This window comes from Paenibacillus sp. WC2504, from assembly GCF_052682475.1.
On record NZ_JBQZFH010000001.1, the window covers coordinates 7162412 to 7184532 of the forward strand.

The window sequence follows — 22121 nt, forward strand, 5'->3', positions numbered from 1 at the left end:
TTCTTTGACATAACTATACCAAAAACCACCCGGAAAGTCAGTTTAAGCTTCTTGCCATTTCATCCCCATTAAGCATTGTTGGATCGATCCACCCAAGCATCATTATCGTAGCCTCTAACTTCCCAATACCCCATGTGCTCTTTCTCAATGAGCTCAATCGCTTGGAGCCATTTGACGGATTTATACGCATACATTTGCGGAACGATCAGCCGGACCGGACCTCCTAATTTTTGCGGTATCGGCTTGCCATCCAGCATTACAGCTACCATAATATCGTCACTGTCAGCTTGCTCCAACGAAAGGGCATCGGTATACACCTTGTCACCGGAATAAAATTTCACATATTTCGCCTTGGGCTGCACACCCGCTGCTGCTAAAAGCTGCTTAAGCGGTATGCCTTCCCACGTACAATTATAAATGGACCAGCCGGTCACACAATGGAAGTTGCTCACCTGTACCGTTCGTTTCAACTTTAGGAACTCTTCCCAGTTCCAAACACCAGGTTTATCGACTAGACCAGAAATCGCGAATTGCCAAGTCTCCGAGGAAAAAGCCGGAATTTCCGTCACCGTATAAATCCGAAAATTCCCTTGCGCTCCTCCGCCGACCACAGCGGCCGAGTCTGGCAGCGGCGCAGGTGGCGGCAGCATGCTGTTGCCGTCGCCTGCGACATACTCGGCGGTTGATGAACCGCCGGTGTCGAAAGCGCCTTTTATCCAGCGATAAAAGGCGGGCCCGACCGCGATCACAAGCACCAGTCCTGCGGCAAGCCGCAGGAACGAGGCGCGTGTGATCGGCGACGCCTTCAGCGCGGCGATAACCGCCTGCGCTGCTGAGCGCTCCGCCGTGGCGTCAGACGCCGCCACGGGAGGTGTTGCCGCCGGCTGCACGGCCGGCGGCTTAACGGCAGCGGCGGCTTGATCCAGCCGCTGCTGGCGCTTCAGCCATCTGCTGCGCGAGATGGCGTGGTACACGGCATACGGCACTCCGACCCAGGTCAGCAGGTCATGGATGAGGAGTGCCGTATTGTTTAAAGCTGGTGGCAGATGACGGAACTGCCACAGGACCACCCCGGACGCTGCCCAGCCGACCAGCAGCGCCAGCACGAAAACCAGATTCGCGCGTTGATTGCGGCGCGTGCGAATCTGCCGCCAATGTTTGCGAATCATTGGCGCGTATAGGACCATCAGCAAAATAGAAGCGACACCCAAATAAATGTGAAGCTGCTTCAACGACACTCGGAAAATCCCTAAATCCCCGCGAATCGCCCCTATGCTAAGCACAATGCCCGTTATTGTCAGCAGCAGGAGAATCCAGGCATTCCAGCTATGTATAGCATTAAGACGCTTGCCAAAGGATTGCTTTAACCAACCTCTTTTCGACTCCATACGCCCACATCCTATTCAACCAAGAGTTTATACCTCTAATCATAACGTACAAATCTTAAATAAAGCTTACAACTCGCTAAAATTGCTGAGTATGCTCCATCAGTTCGGGGGCCTCCACCTATTTCAACCAGAGCCGCTCTATTCGATCGTCTCATTGGAATTCGGCAGCTTGTGTACAATTATCGCCAATTACTCCTACTATTTACCGCAGTTGAACCCGTTTTTGCTCAATAAACTGCATTTTCTACCGATAATTTCCCCGATCTTGCAGAATTCGTCCAACTGTCGTCGATATAGATGCAGTTTTTCCAGCTATCTTTGTTCCTGCCACCTCGCAGCGCAGATTAACTGCTCTTTTTCCATTTATTTCACCTGAGGCGCTGTAAAGCAACGTCCTTTTAAGATCGGATACCTGAAAAAGGTTACCTACAACACATCGATAGGAATGGTAAACCAAAACGTGCTGCCACTCCCCCCATCCTTACCCGCTCGGCTATCCACACCGATAGTTCCGCCATGCAGCTGGACGATAGATTTCGCAATTGCCAAGCCAAGTCCGGCGCCCCCACTTACACGCGTTCGTGATGGGTCTGAGCGATAAAATCGATCGAATATTTTGTCCGCATCCCTTTCCTCGATCCCCTCACCTTGATCTTGAATCAGCATCTTTAGATAAGAGGTAGGCAACTGTTCCACTTTAATTGTAATGCTGCCGCCAACAGGGGAGTGACGAATGGCATTCCCCAAAATATTCGCCAGAACCCGCTTCATTTCCTGAGGCATGATGGTGACAGGGGGCAAATAATCGGGCAGGTCTACAACGACTTGCAACTGCTTATCTTCCAGTTGAAAAGCCAAGCTTTGCAGACCATCCACCAGGAGTTGATCAACATGATACGGCTCTGGCACGAAATCGGTTCCTCCTGCATCGAGCTGCGAAAGCTTGAATAGCTCCTGGATCAATCCGTCTAATCGTCCCGTTTCCAAACGGATGGTTCGGAGATAACGCTCGAAGGTCGCTTTATCCTGAATGACATCGTCTTCCAATGCTTCTACGAAAGCCTTAATTGAAGCCATTGGCGTTCGCAGATCATGCGACACATTCGCCACAAGCTCCTTGCGAGAAGCCTCTGCTGTTCGTAATTTGCCGAAGCTTTCCTTCAGTTTCCCGCTCATACGATTGAACTGATCCGCTAGTCTTTGAAATTCAGCTGGCCCGATGTGAGGCACTATCCCCTCAAAATGGCCTTCTGAGATGCGAGTCGTCTCCTGAGTAATGGCATGAATGGCTTTTTCCAGAGGGCGTGTCATGATGTAATGAATGCCCATCGATACAACAGCCGCACCTAAGGTAACGGTCGACAGAATCACAACATCCTTCCAGTGAAGCAGCATAAAATGGTAGCAAATAAGCAGCGAAAGCAAGATGATCCCCGTACTCACTCCGCTTGCAATGAGCAAATAAAATCGAAGCTTCAGGATGGCTCCCTCCCTTCGAACTTATAACCGATGCCCCACACCGTTTTGATAAAGCGCGGCTCCGATGGATTAGGCTCCAATTTCTCTCTTAAACGGCGGATATGAACCGTTACTGTCGTTGTATCCCCGTAGTAATCAATATCCCACACTTTGCTCAGCAATTGATTTCGCGAAAACACTTGATCCGGATGGGCTGCGAACAAATGCAGCAGTTCAAATTCCTTCACCGTCAACTCGATGTCTTTGTCGTAGACGCGGACACTGCGATGCAGCACATTGATTTCGAGTCCAGGGTATCTCATTATATGAGCAGGCAGTGCTGCCTCTGTATTCACCTCAGTCTCCGTCTGAGTGCGCTGCAGCCTACGCAAAATCCCCTTTACTCGCAGCACAAGCTCTCGCGGAGAGAAGGGCTTCGTCAAGTAGTCGTCAGCCCCCATCGTAAGTCCCATCAACCGGTCCATTTCGTCCCCCAGCGCCGTCAGCATGATGATGGGAACGTCCCGCTCATTGCGAATTTCTTCGCAAACCTGCCAGCCGTTTTTACCGGGCATCATCAGATCCAGCACGATTAACTGCGGATTGTGCTGCCGCCATTGCCTGATCGCTTCCTCGCCGTTCATTGCTGAAATGACTTGATAACCTTCCCTCTGCAAATAAACGGTACAAACATCTATAATATTCGGTTCATCATCTACAACTAGAACGATTGTTCCCATGCGAGCATACCTCCTCAAGCTAGTATAATTATACCTCATCCTTTTAAAAGGAAACTTACAGATGTCTTACAAAACAATAAAAACCCAGCATCTTCAGATGCCAGGTTTCCATACCATTAATATTAACGAACTTTAGTTTATACTTGCAGCACACCATCAACCGCAGGCTCTTCCTGCTTACGATTTAAACTTCGGATATATCTCGTTTGCGCAATACCGGCAGCAATGAGAATGACGCCTACGACGGCAAACATCACTTTTCCGCCATAATGACTGAATAGCAATCCTCCCAGCACTGGCCCGATGGCACGAGATAACTGCCAGTTCATCCCGAACACGGAGAAATACAAGCCTCTATGCTCCACTGGCGCAATCACGGAAATCACTTTTTGAATATGGGGACCATTCAACATTTCACCAATGGTAAATAAAAATTCAACAAAAAGCAGAATCGCAAGATAAGGAACAAATCCGTAACCGATGGATACAACTGCAAACAACATGTAGGATACAGCCACGACAACATAAGCAGGGACATGCTCTGTTCTTTTTGCAATCCACAGCTGCAGCGCGATGACTACGCACCCATTGAAAGTAATAATCGTCGCAAAGACCGATTTATAATTTTCGAAATTTTGCTGTAGATGTAGTGGAAAGGTAGACTCAACTTGCGCGTATAAAAGGGATACAGGCATGGCCAGAAAGGTAATCCACAGCAGTGGTTTATGCTCCGACCATTTAATTTTGACTTTGTTAGCTTTTGCGGCAGCCAACACCTCTTCACTTTTAATAGGCATCGTCTCCGGGACCTTCCATATGACTAATCCTGCATAAGCAACTAGTGTAACCGAACAAGCCAGGAAGATAATCGACGGATTCATGGTAAACAAGAGTAAGCCTAAAAGCGGACCAAATGCTGATCCCATGTTTAAAGCAGTGTGCAATAAAGCAAAGACCTCAGCTCGCTTCTGCTCCGGCACAACATCTGAAATTTGAGCATTGGCAGCAGGGCCATACATCGCATGTCCAATTCCATTAACAATGGAAATAAGCGCAAACTCCCATACGTGACTGGCAAATATATATCCACCAATAGCAAAGGCTTGAATAAGGAGTGCTGCAAGCATCATTGGCTTCCGTCCGTACTTGTCACTCAGGCTGCCTGCATACAAGTTTACAAATATTCCGCATAAGGGCTGTAGGCCTACAATCAACATGGATAAAAACACGGAACCATCCAACTTGTCATACAAATAAAATACTAGATAGGGTCTCATCATAAAACCGGCTAATGACGTCAGAATCGTGCCCACGACTCGAACCCAAATCGCTGTGTCATACTTGCTAATCACCGAAAAAAAGGGAATTCTTTGCATTTGACCTCCTAGATGTCTTTGGTTCTTTCAGTTTAGAAGGATTTGAGCAAAAGAAAAAGGTAAAATCTCGTTATAACGGATTTCACCTTTTATGTATCTCCTATTTTCTTAACCTCCGATACGAATCTTCCGGTAAGTATCGATAAACGAAAGGACATCTACGCGCTTCCCCCTCTTCTTCGCTACTCTGGCCATTTTCACTAGGGTTGTCCAGAATTCGTCGAGCACGGGAGATTCAAAATCATTTTCCTTCGGAGCCTGTGTCAATTTATTCTTGTTCGAGTATGAAGCTCCTTCATCGGAGATCAGATATTGAATCTGACTTTTTTTCCACTGCTCGCCGGTTACGTAGCTTACACCAATTTCACGCATTTTTTTGCGTACAGATGTGACAGGGCGGGATAATTCTTTGGCAATTACAACCGGAGGGCACTCTGATGAAAGTCGAATTAACTTGTCCAATTCTTGTGTGGACCAAGGTTTTTTAGTCATGACGATAACCTCACTTCATAAATGAAAGATTCGTATTCGCTTTTACTGGTTAACAACGGGTATACTGAGAGAATAACAATCAAATGTTAAAGAAGTATGAGTTAACCATAATGAAAGTATGAAGACATAACTTTTTCGCTATTTCTCTTGTTTTTACGACCTTTGAACTAATATTTGAATGAATTTTAGGTCTTTGTGCGTGGAAAAACTAGTCATGGAGGGTGACAACGAATGAAACATCATATTAATGGAGCAGAGTTGTACATAGCGGAAAAAGGACAAGGGGCACCTGTCATTTTACTGCACGGATTTCCATTGGATCATCGCATGTGGCAAGCGCAGGTAGAGGCGTTGTCAGACAATTATCGTGTGATTACACCAGATTTACGTGGTATGGGGCATTCGGATGTACCCAAAGCTAACATTTCAATTGAGCAATACGCGGATGATATTTTGACGATGATGGACAAAATGGACATACAAAAAGCCGCGCTTGGCGGCTTCTCCATGGGCGGTTATGTGGCTTTTGCACTTCTGCGTAAAGCTCCTAAGCGATTCACCGGTCTTCTCCTCGCCAATACCCGTCCGGAAGCAGACGGACTGGAGGCTCGTAAGAATCGTATGAATATGGCGTCTGCCCTCTATGACAAAGGGGCTAGCGCGGCAAGAGATGCCATGCTGCCTAAGCTTCTCACCGAGCAGACAGCCAAAGATCAACCAGGGCTCGTGGAGAGCTTAAGCGCGGTCATGGCCTCCATGCCTGCCGAAGGTCTGGTTCACGCGAGCCTGGCTATGGCGTTCCGCTCCGACTCCGTCGACCTCCTCGGAGCTATCTCCGTACCGACGCTTGTTATCGCCGGTGAGAAAGATCTGATTGCGCCACCTGATGTCATGAAAAAGATGGCTGACGCGATTCCTGGAGCCAGCTTTCATGCCATCCCGGAAGCTTCGCATCTGGCGCCGATGGAGAAACCCGAAGCCTTCAATGCGCTGCTCTTTGAATTTCTCAAAGGCGTCACAGCCTAACCAGCTGGTCCATGACCATCACGGCTGCTCCCATAGCAAGGGCCTCTTCACCAAGCTGCCCCTTGCTGAAGACAACCTGATACGCGGGGTAGTAGTACGTTTTCCGAATCGCTACCTGTGTAGCGGTTTGGAAGAACAATTCCCCGCCCGCGATAAGCGGGCCCCCGAGGATGACCTTCTCCGGGTGCAAAATATTTAATAAATTGGCTAGTCCTATGCCAAAATAGGTTGCAGCCTCCGTAATGATCTCCACGACAAGGGGATCATTTTTTTTGAGTGCCTCCAATACCTGCGTGTAGGACAATTGCTCCGGGTCCTCCACCAACTGCGACAGCACCGTGGATCGGCCCTGTTTTAAGGCAGAGCGTGCCGCCTTTTCAATCGCATACAAGGATGCGTATGACTCCAAGGCGCCGTAGTTTCCTGAGGCGTTACGGTGCGCCACGCCATCCGTTTGAATAATCATTTGCCCGACGGAGCCTTCCATGTCAACCGCGCCATAGATAAGCTTCCCTTCCGAAACCATGGAAGAACGCAAACCAACCCCGGCATGAATATATAGCAGATGTTTGAAACTCTGCGTGCGCTGATGCCAGGATTCCGCTAGAATGGCTGTGTTCGCCCCATTATCCAGCATGGAGGGAATACCTAGCTCCTCTGTCAGCAGCCTGCAGATTTCAACGTTTTTCCAACCATTGGCCTGAAAATAAACCGGCTCCAATATCGTTCCAGACAGCCTGTCCACCGGGCCCACGGCGCCGACACCGATTCCTAGCAGCATTGACTTCGTGATCCCGTGCCGCTCCATCATATCATGCGCCTCCTTGACAATGAGGCGGATAAGAACTTCCGGCGTCATCTCTGCCGTCATCGTCCAGCTCCGGGTGTCTAATTTGTTCATGCCCAAATCAACCAAAACCAGCTTGGACAACGTCCTGGAGATTTCCAAGCCGAAGATATACGCGTAGGCCGAATTCTTCTCATATAGAATCGGCCTACGCCCGCCTGTTGACGCACCGAAGCCGGATTCAAGTATGAATCCTTGGCCCGTCAGCTCTTCCAAAAGCCGCGTCAACGTAGAGACCGTCATCCCGCTTTGCTCAAGCAGCTCCGTCTTGGATATCGTCGTGTGGCGACAAATCAACTCATAAATCTCTTTGGCCTTCCGGTTCGGAATGCGTTCCGATATAGCGCCAGCGTTCAAAAGAAACAGCCCCCAATGATAATCTTTCTCACCTAATTCGCCATCGGGGTGCCTAATTCCTGCCTCGGTTTCATCTATTCCTTCGTGCCTATCATCAGCGTGTATCCCATGTAACTATGATACTTATTCACCAGCTCATCGTATCTAGCTGTAATTTGCCATATGCGCGGGTCCATGAACGACTGCTTATCGGACAAATGAACAGGGTCTGGATGCTGAACTTGATCCTCGAACATTGTTAATGGAAACGGATGGATGCCTGAGAATTCCACAGCAAATTTGCTTCCTTCCAGCAGCTCCCGCCATTCGTCCATGCTATAAATTTTACTAACTCCATAGAAACTGCACAGTGCCCTATGGACGCCAGTGGACATATTTTTGACGCGGATAACCTCCCTGTCATAAAGCTTCCCGCCTGGTTTCAACACCCGGTAATACTCAGAGACCGCCTTCTGCGCTTCTGCGAAATTCGTGACGGATTCCACCATCACAACGTCAAATGAATCATTTTCAAAAGGTAATTGGCACACATCTCCCTCCCGAAAATCCACCTGCACCCCTTGCTTTTCGGCTCGTATTATCGCCTTAGCTACCATTTCGGGGCGGATATCGACCGCTGTCACTTCACATCCCTGTTCAGCAAGGAAGCACGCTGTTCTCCCTGTCCCGCATCCGACCTCCAGAACTCGTTTCCCTTTCTCTATCGGGTATTTCTTCAATTGTTCCATGGTCTCGCCGAACCCGCCAGGGTGCGCATTGCCCACTCCAAGCTTTGCTAACATATCTAGGTACTCGATAGCACTCACACCTCCATAATGGCTTTTCAATCTCTTTTTTACCATATGGAGGGCTGCTGTCTCTTGTTCGAACTCTGGGTCGATTTTCTAAAAAAAGGCTCTAGCCTAAAGCGTTTTTTTCAGCTTCTCTTGGGCAAATCACCCAATCAAACAGGGGTATATCACCATAGGATGTATAGTCTCTCATGGAAGGCTGCCGAGAGCATTACTTATGATTGGGGGTGACATCCATGGGTGTTGCTGCTGGTGCTGCTGTTGGTGTAGGCTATGGAACTTCTGCCACTGCTATTCTCGTATTGTTCATTTTACTCGTTATCGTAACAATGACTTACGCATGGTAATCTATGAAGTCATTTGATAGTTAATAATACAACTTTCTTATCAACAAATGAAAAAAGCTCATGAAATCAATTGATTTCATGAGCTTCCTTTGTATACCGGCAAGAGGACTCGAACCTCCACCCTTTCGGACTCGATTTTGAGTCGAGCGCGTCTGCCATTCCGCCATGCCGGCATATAAACTTGTAAAACAATGGTGCCGAAGACCAGACTTGAACTGGTACGGTAGTCACCTACCGCAGGATTTTAAGTCCTGTGCGTCTGCCGATTCCGCCACTCCGGCTAAATATTTTGTGGAGGCGCCACCCAGACTCGAACTGGGGGTAAAGCTTTTGCAGAGCTCTGCCTTACCACTTGGCTATGGCGCCTTAGTAATAATGGAGCGGAAGACGGGGATCGAACCCGCGACCCTCGCCTTGGCAAGGCGATGCTCTACCGCTGAGCCACTTCCGCATATAAAACTGGGGATCAAGGATTTGAACCTTGGCATGACGGAGTCAAAGTCCGTTGCCTTACCGCTTGGCTAATCCCCATTATCTTGCTTTGGTAATAATGGGCGGACGACGGGACTTGAACCCGCGAATGCCGGATCCACAAACCGGTGCGTTAACCCCTTCGCCACGACCGCCACAATATTAAGTTGCTTACTTTTTTGGCAGGGGCAGCAGGAATTGAACCCACACCAAAGGTTTTGGAGACCTTTGTTCTACCCTTAAACTATGCCCCTAGAAAAAGTAAATGGAGGCTGATGGATTCGAACCACCGAACTCGGAGAGAGCAGATTTACAGTCTGCCGTGTTTAGCCACTTCACTAAGCCTCCATAAAGCAATGGTGCCGTCGAGAGGACTTGAACCCCCAACCTACTGATTACAAGTCAGTTGCTCTACCAGTTGAGCTACAACGGCGTATTAAGTTGTAAAGATGGTGGCTCGGGACGGAATCGAACCGCCGACACGAGGATTTTCAGTCCTCTGCTCTACCGACTGAGCTACCGAGCCTTACAAGATGTTGGTAATAATGGCGGAGCCGACGGGATTCGAACCCGCGGTCTCCTGCGTGACAGGCAGGCATGTTAGGCCTCTACACCACGGCTCCACATTCATTATTGGTTGCGGGGGCAGGATTTGAACCTGCGGCCTTCGGGTTATGAGCCCGACGAGCTACCGGGCTGCTCCACCCCGCGTCATTAAGTATATTTCAGGAATTCTAATAAATCAAGCCTTGTCTTAGAATTCATGATGGAGGCTGACGGGATCGAACCGCCGACCCTCTGCTTGTAAGGCAGATGCTCTCCCAGCTGAGCTAAGCCTCCATGGGAATTACTTGATGGTGACCCGTAGGGGACTCGAACCCCTGTTACCTCCGTGAAAGGGAGGTGTCTTAACCACTTGACCAACGGGCCTTACTAGAAAGATAGTGGCGGAGAGAGAGGGATTCGAACCCTCGAGACGCTTGTGACGCCTACACGATTTCCAATCGTGCTCCTTCGGCCAGCTCGGACACCTCTCCATATGGCTCCCCGAACAGGACTCGAACCTGTGACAACTCGATTAACAGTCGAGTGCTCTACCAACTGAGCTATCAGGGAATAGAAACAAATACTTATTCAAGGATTATTCCTTGAAAACTAGATACGAAACTTGCGTAAAGATGAAACCTTAGGTTTATTGGTTAAGCCCTCGACCGATTAGTATTCGTCAGCTGCATACGTTGCCGCACTTCCACCTCGAACCTATCAACCTCGTCGTCTACAAGGGGTCTTACATACTGGGAAATCTCATCTTGAGGGGGGCTTCGCGCTTAGATGCTTTCAGCGCTTATCCCCTCCGTACATAGCTACCCAGCGGTGCCTCTGGCGAGACAACTGGTACACCAGCGGTACGTCCATCCCGGTCCTCTCGTACTAAGGACAGCTCCTCTCAAATTTCCTACGCCCGCGACAGATAGGGACCGAACTGTCTCACGACGTTCTGAACCCAGCTCGCGTACCGCTTTAATGGGCGAACAGCCCAACCCTTGGGACCTACTTCAGCCCCAGGATGCGATGAGCCGACATCGAGGTGCCAAACCTCCCCGTCGATGTGGACTCTTGGGGGAGATAAGCCTGTTATCCCCAGGGTAGCTTTTATCCGTTGAGCGATGGCCCTTCCATTCGGTACCACCGGATCACTAAGTCCGACTTTCGTCCCTGCTCGACTTGTAGGTCTCGCAGTCAAGCTCCCTTATGCCTTTGCACTCTGCGAATGATTTCCAACCATTCTGAGGGAACCTTTAAACGCCTCCGTTACATTTTAGGAGGCGACCGCCCCAGTCAAACTGCCCACCTGACACTGTCCCCATACCGGATCACGGTACCAGGTTAGAACTCCGATACGATCAGGGTGGTATCCCAACGGCGCCTCCACCCAAGCTGGCGCTCAGGCTTCAAAGGCTCCCACCTATCCTGTACAGATCGTACCAAAGTCCAATATCAAGCTGCAGTAAAGCTCCATGGGGTCTTTCCGTCTTGTCGCGGGTAACCTGCATCTTCACAGGTATTAAAATTTCACCGGATCTCTCGTTGAGACAGCGCCCAAGTCGTTACGCCATTCGTGCGGGTCAGAATTTACCTGACAAGGAATTTCGCTACCTTAGGACCGTTATAGTTACGGCCGCCGTTTACTGGGGCTTCAATTCATAGCTTCGGGGTTACCCCCTAACCACTCCTCTTAACCTTCCAGCACCGGGCAGGCGTCAGCCCGTATACTTCGCCTTGCGGCTTCGCACAGACCTGTGTTTTTGCTAAACAGTCGCTTGGGCCTTTTCACTGCGGCCCCCTCGGGCTATTCACCCTACCGAGGCACCCCTTCTCCCGAAGTTACGGGGTCATTTTGCCGAGTTCCTTAACGAGAGTTCTTCCGCGCGCCTTAGAATTCTCTTCTCACCCACCTGTGTCGGTTTGCGGTACGGGCACCTTCGCCTGGCTAGAAGCTTTTCTTGGCAGTGTGAAATCATGACCTTCGGTACTTAAAATTTCCCTCCCCATCACAGCCCAGCCTTACGGTTAGCGGATTTGCCTACTAACCAGCCTCACTGCTTGGACGAGCATCCATCAGCTCGCGTCACTATCCTTCTGCGTCACTCCATCGCTCATAACGGCTACGGTGGTACAGGAATTTCCACCTGTTGTCCATCGACTACGCCTTTCGGCCTCGCCTTAGGTCCCGACTTACCCTGAGCGGACGAGCCTTCCTCAGGAACCCTTAGGTTTTCGGCGGATCAGATTCTCACTGATCTTTTCGTTACTTATACCGGCATTCTCACTTGTATGCGCTCCACCTGTCCTTACGGTCAGAATTCAACGTACATACAACGCTCCCCTACCCATGCACATACGTGCAAGCCATAGCTTCGGTGGCGTGTTTAGCCCCGTTACATTTTCGGCGCAGAGTCACTCGACCAGTGAGCTATTACGCACTCTTTCAATGGTGGCTGCTTCTAAGCCAACATCCTGGTTGTCTGTGCAACTCCACATCCTTTCCCACTTAACACACACTTGGGGACCTTAGCTGATGGTCTGGGCTGTTTCCCTTTTGACAATGGATCTTAGCACTCACTGTCTGACTCCCGGATTTAAGTTTGTGGCATTCAGAGTTTGACTGGACTTGGTAACCCTTGGCGGGCCCCGCACCCAATCAGTGCTTTACCTCCACAACTCCACATCCGAGGCTAGCCCTAAAGCTATTTCGGGGAGAACCAGCTATCTCCGAGTTCGATTGGAATTTCTCCGCTACCCCCACCTCATCCCCGAATTTTTCAACATTCGTGGGTTCGGGCCTCCAGTGAGTGTTACCTCACCTTCACCCTGGACAGGGGTAGATCACACGGTTTCGGGTCTACGTCCACGTACTAAAGCGCCCTATTCAGACTCGCTTTCGCTGCGGCTCCGTCTCTTCGACTTAACCTCGCACGGGAACGTAACTCGCCGGTTCATTCTACAAAAGGCACGCCATCACACATAAAGAGTGCTCTGACTTTTTGTAAGCACACGGTTTCAGGTTCTTTTTCACTCCGCTTCCGCGGTGCTTTTCACCTTTCCCTCACGGTACTGCTTCACTATCGGTCACTAGGGAGTATTTAGCCTTGGCAGATGGTCCTGCCGGATTCCGACGGGGTTTCACGTGACCCGCCGTACTCAGGATACCTCTAGGAGATTCGTTTGATTTTGGCTACAGGGCTTTTACCTTCTATGCCGGACCTTTCCAGATCACTTCGCCTACCAAACTAACCCCATGATGAGGTCCTACAACCCCAAGGAGCAAGCTCCTTGGTTTGGGCTATTCCGCTTTCGCTCGCCGCTACTGACGGAATCACTTTTGTTTTCTTTTCCTCCAGGTACTTAGATGTTTCAGTTCCCTGGGTCTGCCTCTGCATTACCTATGTATTCAGTAATGAGTAACTGCGCATTACCACAGCTGGGTTCCCCCATTCGGACATCCCCGGATCAAAGCCTGCTTACGGCTCCCCGAGGCATTTCGTCGTTCGCCACGTCCTTCTTCGGCTCCTAGTGCCTAGGCATCCTCCGTGTGCTCTTTCTAGCTTAACCTAGAAATTACATTTAAAGATTTTCGTGCAACCCGAAGGTTACACTACCTAAGTTCTTACTTTACGTTTTGTTTCGTTATCTAGTTTTCAAGGAACAATGTTGCAACCATTACATACGCAAAGCGATGTTGGTTGTCAACTAATTTTGAAAGATTGCTCTTTCAAAACTGAACACGAGTGAGTAAACGTTGTGTGCTTGCGCACTTGACTGGTCTTATCAAGACCGAGTCTCCATAGAAAGGAGGTGATCCAGCCGCACCTTCCGATACGGCTACCTTGTTACGACTTCACCCCAATCATCTACCCCACCTTCGGCGGCTGGCTCCCTTGCGGGTTACCCCACCGACTTCGGGTGTTGTAAACTCTCGTGGTGTGACGGGCGGTGTGTACAAGACCCGGGAACGTATTCACCGCGGCATGCTGATCCGCGATTACTAGCAATTCCGACTTCATGCAGGCGAGTTGCAGCCTGCAATCCGAACTGAGATCGGCTTATAAGGATTGGCTCCACCTCGCGGCTTCGCTTCCCGTTGTACCGACCATTGTAGTACGTGTGTAGCCCAGGTCATAAGGGGCATGATGATTTGACGTCATCCCCACCTTCCTCCGGTTTGTCACCGGCAGTCATCTTAGAGTGCCCACCCGAAGTGCTGGCAACTAAGATCAAGGGTTGCGCTCGTTGCGGGACTTAACCCAACATCTCACGACACGAGCTGACGACAACCATGCACCACCTGTCTCCTCTGTCCCGAAGGAGGGCTCTATCTCTAGAGCTTGCAGAGGGATGTCAAGACCTGGTAAGGTTCTTCGCGTTGCTTCGAATTAAACCACATACTCCACTGCTTGTGCGGGTCCCCGTCAATTCCTTTGAGTTTCACTCTTGCGAGCGTACTCCCCAGGCGGCATACTTACTGTGTTAACTTCGGCACCGAGGAATCGAATCCCCAACACCTAGTATGCATCGTTTACGGCGTGGACTACCAGGGTATCTAATCCTGTTTGCTCCCCACGCTTTCGCGCCTCAGCGTCAGTTATAGGCCAGAAAGTCGCCTTCGCCACTGGTGTTCCTCCACATCTCTACGCATTTCACCGCTACACGTGGAATTCCACTTTCCTCTCCTACACTCAAGTCAACCAGTTTTGGATGCGAACCGGGGTTGAGCCCCGGGCTTAAACACCCAACTTAATTAACCGCCTGCGCGCGCTTTACGCCCAATAATTCCGGACAACGCTTGCCCCCTACGTATTACCGCGGCTGCTGGCACGTAGTTAGCCGGGGCTTTCTTCTCCTATACCGTCACACAAAGCGCAGTTACTCACCTTGCTGTTCGTCTAGGGCAACAGAGCTTTACGATCCGAAAACCTTCATCACTCACGCGGCGTTGCTCCGTCAGACTTGCGTCCATTGCGGAAGATTCCCTACTGCTGCCTCCCGTAGGAGTCTGGGCCGTGTCTCAGTCCCAGTGTGGCCGTTCACCCTCTCAGGTCGGCTACGCATCGTCGCCTTGGTAGGCCGTTACCCTACCAACTAGCTAATGCGCCGCAGGCCCATCTATAAGCCACAGATTGCTCCGTGTTTCATGATTCTCTCATGCGAGAAAACCAGTTATCCGGTCTTAGCTATCGTTTCCGATAGTTATCCCAGTCTTATAGGCAGGTTGCCTACGTGTTACTCACCCGTCCGCCGCTAAGCACCGAAGTGCTCCGCTCGACTTGCATGTATTAGGCACGCCGCCAGCGTTCGTCCTGAGCCAGGATCAAACTCTCCATAATAGAAAAGCTGAATAGCTCAATTGACTTGCTAGCGAGATTATTCATCTCATTTATAGTCGATTACTCGACTGTGCTTACTCACTCGTTGTTCAGTTTTCAAAGATCAATTTCTTCTTATTTCTTCGTCGTCCGTTTAGCGGCGACTTTTATAATATATCACATTCGGGCTATTCGATGCAAGCTTTTTTTATTTTTCTTTTTTCTTGCTTTGCTTGCAACCTTGTACCACTTTAGCTTTTCGTGTGAGCCGTTTTTAGCGGCGAGAGTTAATTTATCATAGAAACGCATTTAAAGTCAAGCAATAAATTAAAAATAAAAAAAGAACCAGATGAACATCTGATTCCCCTTGGATTTTACCGATTATACGCTCGTATATCGCAGCTCAATCTCTGAAGTTTCTTCATCGATGAGAACAGCAACTTCTTTGATCAAACCTTTCTTAACGAGCTTATTCAGCAGTAAAGGAAGTTCTGTTTTAATTTCAACTAATTGAACATGCTGTTGAAGTTCATCTGAACTGAACGCCTTATCATTTTCTCTGAGGATCTGGATAAACGCCTCGCAGCATCTCTCCATTTTTGACATAACCGAAAATTCACAAGCCAGCAAAACGAGCTGAACTCGTTGCTTCAATGTCTCTTTGCTCATTGTCAATTCCTCATAAAGCTTGTACACCCCAGGATTTATTGCACGAATCTGCCTCCATACCGTAATTTCCGGGTGATAGCCATCCTCAATGATTACAATACGAGCCCAATGATGCAGGGCTTCCAAAATATTATTATAAGCATCAAGCAAGTGCTCATCTAGAATATATTCCTTGCTCTGAAGATATTTACGCAGAAAAAGAGAGAACTCGACAAGTAGTTTATGTTCACGCAGGTCAGCCGGAAATTCAAGTATACGATGGCGCAGTCCTTCTAAATACGTATTCTGATCCAGAAGTATCTCCCCTTTTAGCAGCCAATGAAGGATATTTCGGTTGTGACCTTGGCGTACCCATTGTTCAATGGAGGAGGGATCTACCCACCTTTCTTGTATCCGAGAATCGTCTCTTATATAATTAGTAGTATGATTGTTCAGGCTCAGGTCGTTCGTTACGATAAGCAGAAGTATATCAAAGCCATCTGTAAGTGAGGGAAGTTGCTTAGGATTATCAACCGCCATGACACTAATGATCCGATCGTCATTTCGGAACTTAAGCAAAAACTGCTCTTTATCAATTCCCATGGGTGTCCAAAGCTCCTGTCTCCAATTGTTTATATCTTATTTCTACAATGCAAGAGGAGTTTCCTGCTGAATTCTGTGACAAATCATACAAAACTGATAGCTAAATTATGGGGGGAACAACACGTGCGTTTCAGATCAAGTAAAGTTAATGAATTTCGCTTGTGGGGTCTTGCTTTAACAATGGGCGGCATGCTGCTAATGATTATAGGGTTAGCAGGAGTCGTCTTTGACTGGGGAAAAGCAGGTCGAATAGTTGCTGTAATCTTCATGATTATCGGGATGGTCTCCATGCTGGTTAGTATGGGTATTTACTTCTGGGCCGGCATGCTTTCTACTTCAGCAATTGCGCTTGACTGTCCGGAATGCGGAAGAAGAACTAAAATGCTAGGAAAAACAGACCGCTGCATGTTCTGTAAAACAATTCTCACCGTTGATCCTCAGTTCCAGCCTACTGCTGAGCATGAAACTGCGGCAGCACAAGCAATCCCGCTAGAGCCGAACAGAGATCATGAGCATAAGCCTCATTGAGCTCCGAAATAGCAAAAAGCCGATCCCTTGTAGAGGGGATCGGCTTTTTTTATGGTGATGCTGGAGCCAAACCATCCTGGATTACTTTCCACATCGGTGACTGCTCAAAGCCTCTTCGCCATGTGGCCACCCCAGCGAGATCATACTTCTTAACGAGATCAAGCCGTGACTTCATCGAGGTTTCATCCTCCAACCAAATGCGAATGAGCTTCTCGCCGTCTTTGTACTCCACATAATTTTGGCCAGTATCCGGTAAAAAGGTAGGTGTTAGCTTCTTATCTTTGATAATAGCTGCGGCAGCCTCCATGGTTAATGTTTTGGAAGTGGTCGTTAACTTGCCATTTTTCATTTCTTCCGTCCATTGACGTGTATAAAAAGGCACACCTAAGACCAGCTTAGAAGGTGGAACCTTATCCGCATTAAGTATCTGCTTTACGGAGCTTTCTGTCCACGGCAAAGAGGATACGGAACCGGATTTGGGACTGGTCGCCCAATACTCGTCATAGGCCATCACCATCATATAATCAACCACCTCAGCGAGCGCTGTCCGGTCATAAAACATCGACCACATCTCATTGGTTGATTTGGGCGTAACATCAATAGACACAGCCAAACCTTGTTCATGCATAAAAGGAGTCATTTCACGGACAAATTGGACGAGATTTTCTTTATCTTTGAGATACACATTTTCGAAATCGATGTTGAAGCCCTGCAGTTTGTATGTTTGCGCAAAGCCAAGCAATTGTTTAATGATTTTCATCCGGCTATCATAGGTCGATAGGGCTTTATTCGTCACATCAGGATCAAAGCCGTTGCTGAATAGCGCCCAAACCTGATAATTTCGGGTTTGCGCCCATTTGACATAAGAGGCATCGGCTAAGTTCTTCAAGCGCCCTTCTCCATCCGATATCGAGAACCAAGTAGGACTAACAACCTGCAGACCAGGCATATCGCCGATCTTGGTTGTATCTGGATTCTTGCTAATCACATGCTCCCATGTCAGGTTTAACTTACCCGCAGGCGGCTTCCAAGGCACATAGGACGATGTATCCTCCTGAATGGGAATGGTTTCATCATGATCCATCTGAATGTCCGTTTTACGCACATATCCAATCGGTCCGCTTGCCTGCTGAACTCGATACCATTCTTCCTCTTCCCCGAGCAGTATGACCTGCTCTCCTCCGGCAATACTTGATACGATAGGTGCTTTAATCGAGGCAAAAGTGCGCAGCTGCGCCGCTTCCGTGTCCGTGCGCTTTCCCCATTTCAGCGTTTCGCCTTTTTTAAATAAAAGAACGGCGCCCGTCTGATCTGACTCTCTGATCTCAAAAGGGTACAGTTGGCGCAGCGGCTCTATCGGCACATAGATGTCGCTCCCCTTCTTCTCTACAGGAAAAGACAATGTGATCGGTTTCTCGTTCATCAACGCTGAAAGTTCCGTTGTCTTCAAGCGCAGTACTTTATCTTTGGTTGTGATGATCACGGAATCGCTGCTTTTTTCATATAGAATAGAAGGGTCGATCCACTCCTGGATGAGCTCCAGTGGAAGCTTCAGCCCCTCTTTGTCACCAATCGCGCTTAACTTATAATAATTCCCTTGATAAAAGACCGGCTTGCTTAATTCGTGAAACTCGGTTTCGACTTTCGTACGATTCGGAGCAAACTGCTGCCATAGAAATGAAGCCGCACCTGCGGCGAACATCCCGAAAACAAGTGAACTGATCAGTAGGATTTTCTTCGACGATCTTCTGCGCTGCTGCAAGATTTCACTTCCTTATATGCGATATAAAAAGAAAAAAACGTTCTCTTACCCTCTCCATCAACAAGAAGGTATGATCACGTTTCATTATACAACATAGGAACAGGTAATGAGGAATTCTGCGAAAGTTAATGCTTAGTAACCCCTGCGCAATCCGGGCAGACGCCATAAACCTCTAACCGGTAGCCGCCAACCTTAAAGCCTGTTTGCCCGGCAGCAGTTGTCTCAATATCATGAAGAGGCGGGTATTCAAAGTCTGCAATCTTGCCGCAAACTTCGCAAACCGCATGGTAATGGTCTGTCATATCCGCATCAAAGCGACTCGAGCTATCTCCATAAGTCAGTTCCCGAACGAGTCCCGATTCAATAAAAACTTTAAGATTATTGTAAACAGTCGCTACGCTCATGTTAGGAAATTTGGATTCTAAGGACTTATAAATATCATCTGCTGTCGGATGCGTCATGGAGTCCAGCAAATAGGATAAAATCGCATGACGCTGAGGCGTCATTCGAACACCTGTTGTTTTCAATTTAGCTAATGCTTGTTCTAATTGTGCTGCCATGTTACACACCACCCGCTGTTAGTCAATAAAACCTTACATAATATTGTACGTGTGGTCATTCCCTTTTGTCAATGATGGTTATGCGGTTTAGCCAACTTGTCAGTGCTTATTTTTACGGGAATCAATCACATACAGAGCTAAACCTCCAAGAACGAGGGCAATCGAACCTACATAAGAGCCCATGAAATCGAAGAGTCCCGTAACCCATCGCGGCTTGTTGCTGAGAAGAAAAAAGAGTACGCCAACAACGACGAGCAGTACGCCCATGTTGGTGCCTTTGATCAGCTTCTGTAAAGGATCTTGAAACTCATGATCATAGGACCCTGCAAATGCGCCAAGTTCATTGCGCCGGTTCACATAATCCGTAATTTGAAGCGCATCAAAAAGATTGTAGAAGTAGATCACAGGAATAAACAAAGCAAAAAGAGTAACGGCTGGAACGCTAGTATTATTTTGAGAAGCTAACGATGTAATGATGAAAATATCAAGAATCAGCAGCATCATCAGGAATAAGCCGCGCTGCATGAGACCTAAGTAAAAATGCCCCGTTCCTGGAACGATGAAAGACAATACACCTGCAACCCATTTGCGCTTTCTGGGAATCGGATAATAAGGCGCATAGTTTGGATAAGAGGAGTCGGTTGAATACGGGGGAATATGCGAGCTGTCTTTGGGTATAGCCATGTAAAGGCCTCCGTTCTTCTGGTCATAATAACTCAGATAAATGTTGGATATACGAAGTAATTTGAATAATGCCTACATCGATGTTCATGATTTTATGAATAATTCCGAGTTGAAACAGGAGAATGGTTGCTGCGGTTGCAACGAGACCGTTGACCCATGCTTTTCGCCGGTATGCCTGCCAATTGGATTGCGGCACCGTGATCTCGTCAGCTTGGACAGCGCGCATGATACGATCCGTCAACAAGGGGCTTGGTTCGTTAAGCGGCATCTCATCTAGCAGCTTATTTAGGTACTGCGTGAGCCGGATGTCTTCTTGTTGCTTGCGATTCATGCGAATTCACCTCCAGCCATTTTTCTTTGAGCATCGCTTTTCCCCGGTATAATCTGGTTTCGAGTGTTTTCACAGGCAGCCCGGTCACCTCGGACATCTCCTGGTAAGAAAGCTGCTTATAATGATACAGATACATAATAAGCCTGTACTTGTCCGGAAGTTCGGACAATAGCCCTTGCATCTGCTCCTGCTCATCCTTGAGCAGAGCCCTTTCTTCCGGTTGTTCCTTGCTGTCCGAGAACCAGCCCTTCATTTTATCAAGCAAAGCTTCATAGGGCTTACGCTTCTGTGAACGCCGATAATCGGTTACGATATTTGTGGTCATGCGATAGAGCCAAGTCGTAAACTTCGACTCTCCGCGAAAATGCGATAAGGTTCGAAACAGCTTGACGAATACGTCCTGGGTCAGGTCTTCGGCAGTTTCCTTATGTCCTACCATGCGGTATACAAGTGTGTATATATAACTTTTGTGTCGTTCTACCAGCACACGATAAGCATCGGAATGACCTTGACGGACCCGGTCGATCAGCTGCTCATCCGTCAAATTGTCCATGCCTTGCCTCCCCCTTTCATATCTCGTCTTATAACCTTAGACGCTCTCCGTGGGAGAACCCCTTCAACTTTTTCCTTTTTCCATCGTTACACCGCTGACGCCATCTATTTGATTAATTCCCTCAAGTACGGAGACGATGATAGACGGCTTAGGTATTGTAACATGAAACGTTATTTGAACCTGATTCGGCTTGTCCTCGTTCTCTTGTTCTTCCAATGTAATTTTGCGAATATCAACTTTCTGTTTCCCTAAAAGGGTAGTAATCACGCCGAGCGTTCCCGGTTGATCAATAGCCTGAATTTTGAGAATGCGAACTTTTTTCCCGTTAAAAAATTTCTGCTCTACTTTGTTCAAAATCCATAAGGATATTAACACCATAAAGCAAGCCAAGACAGCTGGATAGTAGAAACCCGCCCCTACGGCAAGACCAATTCCAGCCACTACCCAGAGGGAGGCCGCCGTCGTAAGTCCTGTAATGGACCTTCCGTTAAAAATAATCGTTCCAGCCCCCAAGAACCCGATACCGCTGATGACCTGCGCCGCCAAACGTGACGGATCTAAGCGAACGTTCACCTCGTTCACAAAAGCGCTGAATCCATACATGGAAAGCAGCATGACTAAGGCGGAGCCTACACAGACCAAAATATGCGTGCGAAGCCCTGCAGCATGGGAGCTAACCTCCCGCTCAAAGCCGATTAAGCCGCCAAGAAATAGCGCCAAGACTAATCGTATGGTGATATGAACTTGATCAATAACCCATGGATTGCTCACGATGTGATCGCCTCCCTATTTTTCCCTGATGACCCCTGGTCGCTCAAAGGTCGTTAGTGATACGCCCGGAGGAACTGTGAATACCCGCTTCACTGTAAAACCAAAACTTTGATAAAGCCGGGTGGCCGGCAGGTTCGCCGTCCCCGTTGATACAATAAAAAGCTGTACACCACTATTCTCTTGTTTTTGTAGTATATGTTCCAAAAGCGCTCTAGCAATACCGCGCCGAAAAAAATGAGGATGAACCATCATCCGGCAGATCGTGACGACACAACCTTCCCGGGAGTAGGAAATCGCGCCAACCAACTTACGTTCGTTCTCTTCCTCGACATAATAGCCGTAGAACGTCTCCTCAGCCTCGCGTATAGACTGAATGCCATCCTTAAGCGGAGGGATGTCTTCAAAGCCAATCAACTCAGCTTCAACGCGATAGGAGGCGATTTGAAGCGCTAACAGATGCAGGATTTCCTCATTCGTATGCAGGGGAAGAGATTGAATAGACATGCGGAAGCCTCCTTCAAATA

At 48.4% G+C, this 22121-nt stretch carries 18 protein-coding genes, 16 tRNA genes and 2 rRNA genes; 3 read left to right on the top strand and 33 right to left on the bottom strand.

Going from position 1 to position 22121, the window contains the following annotated elements; all coding sequences use genetic code 11:
- Positions 1 to 68: 68 nt before the first annotated feature.
- From ACUN27_RS32495 to ACUN27_RS32515, 5 genes are all read right to left on the bottom strand, one after another.
- On the bottom strand, positions 69 to 1388 hold the full coding sequence (locus ACUN27_RS32495) for a molybdopterin-dependent oxidoreductase (protein ID WP_445560267.1): 1320 nt from the start codon (positions 1386 to 1388) through the stop codon (positions 69 to 71).
- Between the two features lie 426 nt (positions 1389 to 1814).
- Positions 1815 to 2831 carry a HAMP domain-containing sensor histidine kinase gene (locus tag ACUN27_RS32500; RefSeq protein WP_315953132.1) on the bottom strand — a complete coding sequence of 339 codons (1017 nt, stop codon included), beginning with the start codon at positions 2829 to 2831 and terminating at the stop codon, positions 1815 to 1817.
- 32 nt (positions 2832 to 2863) lie between these two features.
- On the bottom strand, positions 2864 to 3586 hold the full coding sequence (locus ACUN27_RS32505) for a response regulator transcription factor (protein WP_326060591.1): 723 nt from the start codon (positions 3584 to 3586) through the stop codon (positions 2864 to 2866).
- A gap of 137 nt (positions 3587 to 3723) precedes the next feature.
- Positions 3724 to 4962, bottom strand: a complete 1239-nt coding sequence (locus tag ACUN27_RS32510) for an MDR family MFS transporter (protein ID WP_315953130.1) — start codon at positions 4960 to 4962, stop codon at positions 3724 to 3726.
- Between the two features lie 108 nt (positions 4963 to 5070).
- Positions 5071 to 5454: a hypothetical protein gene (locus ACUN27_RS32515; protein WP_315953129.1), complete on the bottom strand. Its 384-nt coding sequence runs from the start codon at positions 5452 to 5454 to the stop codon at positions 5071 to 5073.
- 231 nt (positions 5455 to 5685) lie between these two features.
- Here ACUN27_RS32515 and ACUN27_RS32520 point away from each other — a divergent pair, with 231 nt between their 5' ends.
- The gene (locus ACUN27_RS32520; protein WP_445560268.1) at positions 5686 to 6480 is read left to right on the top strand and encodes an alpha/beta fold hydrolase; all 795 of its coding nucleotides are present in this window, start codon (positions 5686 to 5688) and stop codon (positions 6478 to 6480) included.
- Here the strand turns inward: ACUN27_RS32520 and ACUN27_RS32525 are convergent.
- Positions 6470 to 7684 (bottom strand): ROK family protein, encoded by a 1215-nt coding sequence (locus tag ACUN27_RS32525; RefSeq protein ID WP_315953127.1) that lies wholly within the window; start codon positions 7682 to 7684, stop codon positions 6470 to 6472. The genes ACUN27_RS32520 and ACUN27_RS32525 overlap by 11 nt on opposite strands.
- A gap of 74 nt (positions 7685 to 7758) precedes the next feature.
- Complete coding sequence (locus ACUN27_RS32530; protein WP_445560269.1) at positions 7759 to 8490, bottom strand: class I SAM-dependent methyltransferase; 732 nt, start codon at positions 8488 to 8490, stop codon at positions 7759 to 7761.
- A gap of 221 nt (positions 8491 to 8711) precedes the next feature.
- Between ACUN27_RS32530 and ACUN27_RS32535 the strand changes: the two genes are divergently transcribed.
- Positions 8712 to 8822 (top strand): YjcZ family sporulation protein, encoded by a 111-nt coding sequence (locus ACUN27_RS32535; protein ID WP_315953125.1) that lies wholly within the window; start codon positions 8712 to 8714, stop codon positions 8820 to 8822.
- 94 nt (positions 8823 to 8916) lie between these two features.
- Here ACUN27_RS32535 and ACUN27_RS32540 read toward each other — a convergent pair.
- From ACUN27_RS32540 to ACUN27_RS32630, 19 genes are all read right to left on the bottom strand, one after another.
- Positions 8917 to 8995 (bottom strand) — tRNA-Leu (locus tag ACUN27_RS32540).
- Between the two features lie 19 nt (positions 8996 to 9014).
- Positions 9015 to 9103 (bottom strand) — tRNA-Leu (locus tag ACUN27_RS32545).
- An 11-nt stretch (positions 9104 to 9114) separates the two neighbouring features.
- Positions 9115 to 9188: transfer RNA gene (locus ACUN27_RS32550), tRNA-Cys, on the bottom strand.
- 10 nt (positions 9189 to 9198) lie between these two features.
- A tRNA-Gly gene (locus ACUN27_RS32555) sits at positions 9199 to 9273 on the bottom strand.
- An 8-nt stretch (positions 9274 to 9281) separates the two neighbouring features.
- Positions 9282 to 9353 (bottom strand) — tRNA-Gln (locus tag ACUN27_RS32560).
- 22 nt (positions 9354 to 9375) lie between these two features.
- A tRNA-His gene (locus ACUN27_RS32565) sits at positions 9376 to 9448 on the bottom strand.
- A 25-nt stretch (positions 9449 to 9473) separates the two neighbouring features.
- A tRNA-Trp gene (locus tag ACUN27_RS32570) sits at positions 9474 to 9547 on the bottom strand.
- A gap of 12 nt (positions 9548 to 9559) precedes the next feature.
- A tRNA-Tyr gene (locus tag ACUN27_RS32575) sits at positions 9560 to 9641 on the bottom strand.
- 9 nt (positions 9642 to 9650) lie between these two features.
- Positions 9651 to 9726: transfer RNA gene (locus ACUN27_RS32580), tRNA-Thr, on the bottom strand.
- Between the two features lie 17 nt (positions 9727 to 9743).
- Positions 9744 to 9819 (bottom strand) — tRNA-Phe (locus ACUN27_RS32585).
- Positions 9820 to 9839: 20 nt separating this feature from the next.
- Positions 9840 to 9916: transfer RNA gene (locus ACUN27_RS32590), tRNA-Asp, on the bottom strand.
- 11 nt (positions 9917 to 9927) lie between these two features.
- Positions 9928 to 10004 (bottom strand) — tRNA-Met (locus ACUN27_RS32595).
- 56 nt (positions 10005 to 10060) lie between these two features.
- Positions 10061 to 10133 (bottom strand) — tRNA-Val (locus ACUN27_RS32600).
- Positions 10134 to 10148: 15 nt separating this feature from the next.
- Positions 10149 to 10223 (bottom strand) — tRNA-Glu (locus ACUN27_RS32605).
- 15 nt (positions 10224 to 10238) lie between these two features.
- Positions 10239 to 10330, bottom strand: a tRNA-Ser gene (locus ACUN27_RS32610).
- 3 nt (positions 10331 to 10333) lie between these two features.
- A tRNA-Asn gene (locus ACUN27_RS32615) sits at positions 10334 to 10409 on the bottom strand.
- A gap of 79 nt (positions 10410 to 10488) precedes the next feature.
- Positions 10489 to 13406 (bottom strand): 23S ribosomal RNA (locus ACUN27_RS32620).
- Between the two features lie 236 nt (positions 13407 to 13642).
- Positions 13643 to 15178 (bottom strand): 16S ribosomal RNA (locus ACUN27_RS32625).
- The 16S and 23S rRNA genes sit together here with 16 tRNA genes alongside, the layout of an rRNA operon.
- A gap of 360 nt (positions 15179 to 15538) precedes the next feature.
- Positions 15539 to 16408 (bottom strand): nucleotidyltransferase-like protein, encoded by an 870-nt coding sequence (locus tag ACUN27_RS32630; RefSeq protein WP_315956244.1) that lies wholly within the window; start codon positions 16406 to 16408, stop codon positions 15539 to 15541.
- Positions 16409 to 16531: 123 nt separating this feature from the next.
- On the opposite strand from ACUN27_RS32630, the gene ACUN27_RS32635 reads away from it, so the two are divergent.
- The gene (locus ACUN27_RS32635) at positions 16532 to 16936 is read left to right on the top strand and encodes a YgzB family protein (RefSeq protein ID WP_315956243.1); all 405 of its coding nucleotides are present in this window, start codon (positions 16532 to 16534) and stop codon (positions 16934 to 16936) included.
- A gap of 49 nt (positions 16937 to 16985) precedes the next feature.
- Here ACUN27_RS32635 and ACUN27_RS32640 read toward each other — a convergent pair whose 3' ends face one another.
- The 7 genes from ACUN27_RS32640 to ACUN27_RS32670 form a co-directional block, all read right to left on the bottom strand.
- Entirely contained in the window at positions 16986 to 18698 is a 1713-nt protein-coding gene (locus ACUN27_RS32640) for a glycosyl hydrolase family 18 protein (RefSeq protein WP_445560270.1), read from the bottom strand.
- Positions 18699 to 18823: 125 nt separating this feature from the next.
- Positions 18824 to 19258, bottom strand: coding sequence for a peroxide-responsive transcriptional repressor PerR (perR, locus tag ACUN27_RS32645; RefSeq protein ID WP_315956241.1), 435 nt, complete (start codon positions 19256 to 19258; stop codon positions 18824 to 18826).
- A gap of 99 nt (positions 19259 to 19357) precedes the next feature.
- Positions 19358 to 19942, bottom strand: coding sequence for a hypothetical protein (locus ACUN27_RS32650; protein WP_445560271.1), 585 nt, complete (start codon positions 19940 to 19942; stop codon positions 19358 to 19360).
- A 22-nt stretch (positions 19943 to 19964) separates the two neighbouring features.
- A complete protein-coding gene (locus tag ACUN27_RS32655) occupies positions 19965 to 20273 on the bottom strand; it encodes a hypothetical protein (protein ID WP_315956239.1) in 309 nt (102 codons plus the stop codon).
- Positions 20224 to 20826 (bottom strand): RNA polymerase sigma factor, encoded by a 603-nt coding sequence (locus ACUN27_RS32660; protein WP_315956238.1) that lies wholly within the window; start codon positions 20824 to 20826, stop codon positions 20224 to 20226. The genes ACUN27_RS32655 and ACUN27_RS32660 overlap by 50 nt, the downstream gene beginning before the upstream one ends.
- 63 nt (positions 20827 to 20889) lie before the next feature.
- The gene (locus tag ACUN27_RS32665) at positions 20890 to 21597 is read right to left on the bottom strand and encodes an MgtC/SapB family protein (protein ID WP_315956237.1); all 708 of its coding nucleotides are present in this window, start codon (positions 21595 to 21597) and stop codon (positions 20890 to 20892) included.
- Between the two features lie 15 nt (positions 21598 to 21612).
- Positions 21613 to 22101, bottom strand: coding sequence for a GNAT family N-acetyltransferase (locus ACUN27_RS32670; protein ID WP_315956236.1), 489 nt, complete (start codon positions 22099 to 22101; stop codon positions 21613 to 21615).
- Positions 22102 to 22121: the final 20 nt, after the last annotated feature.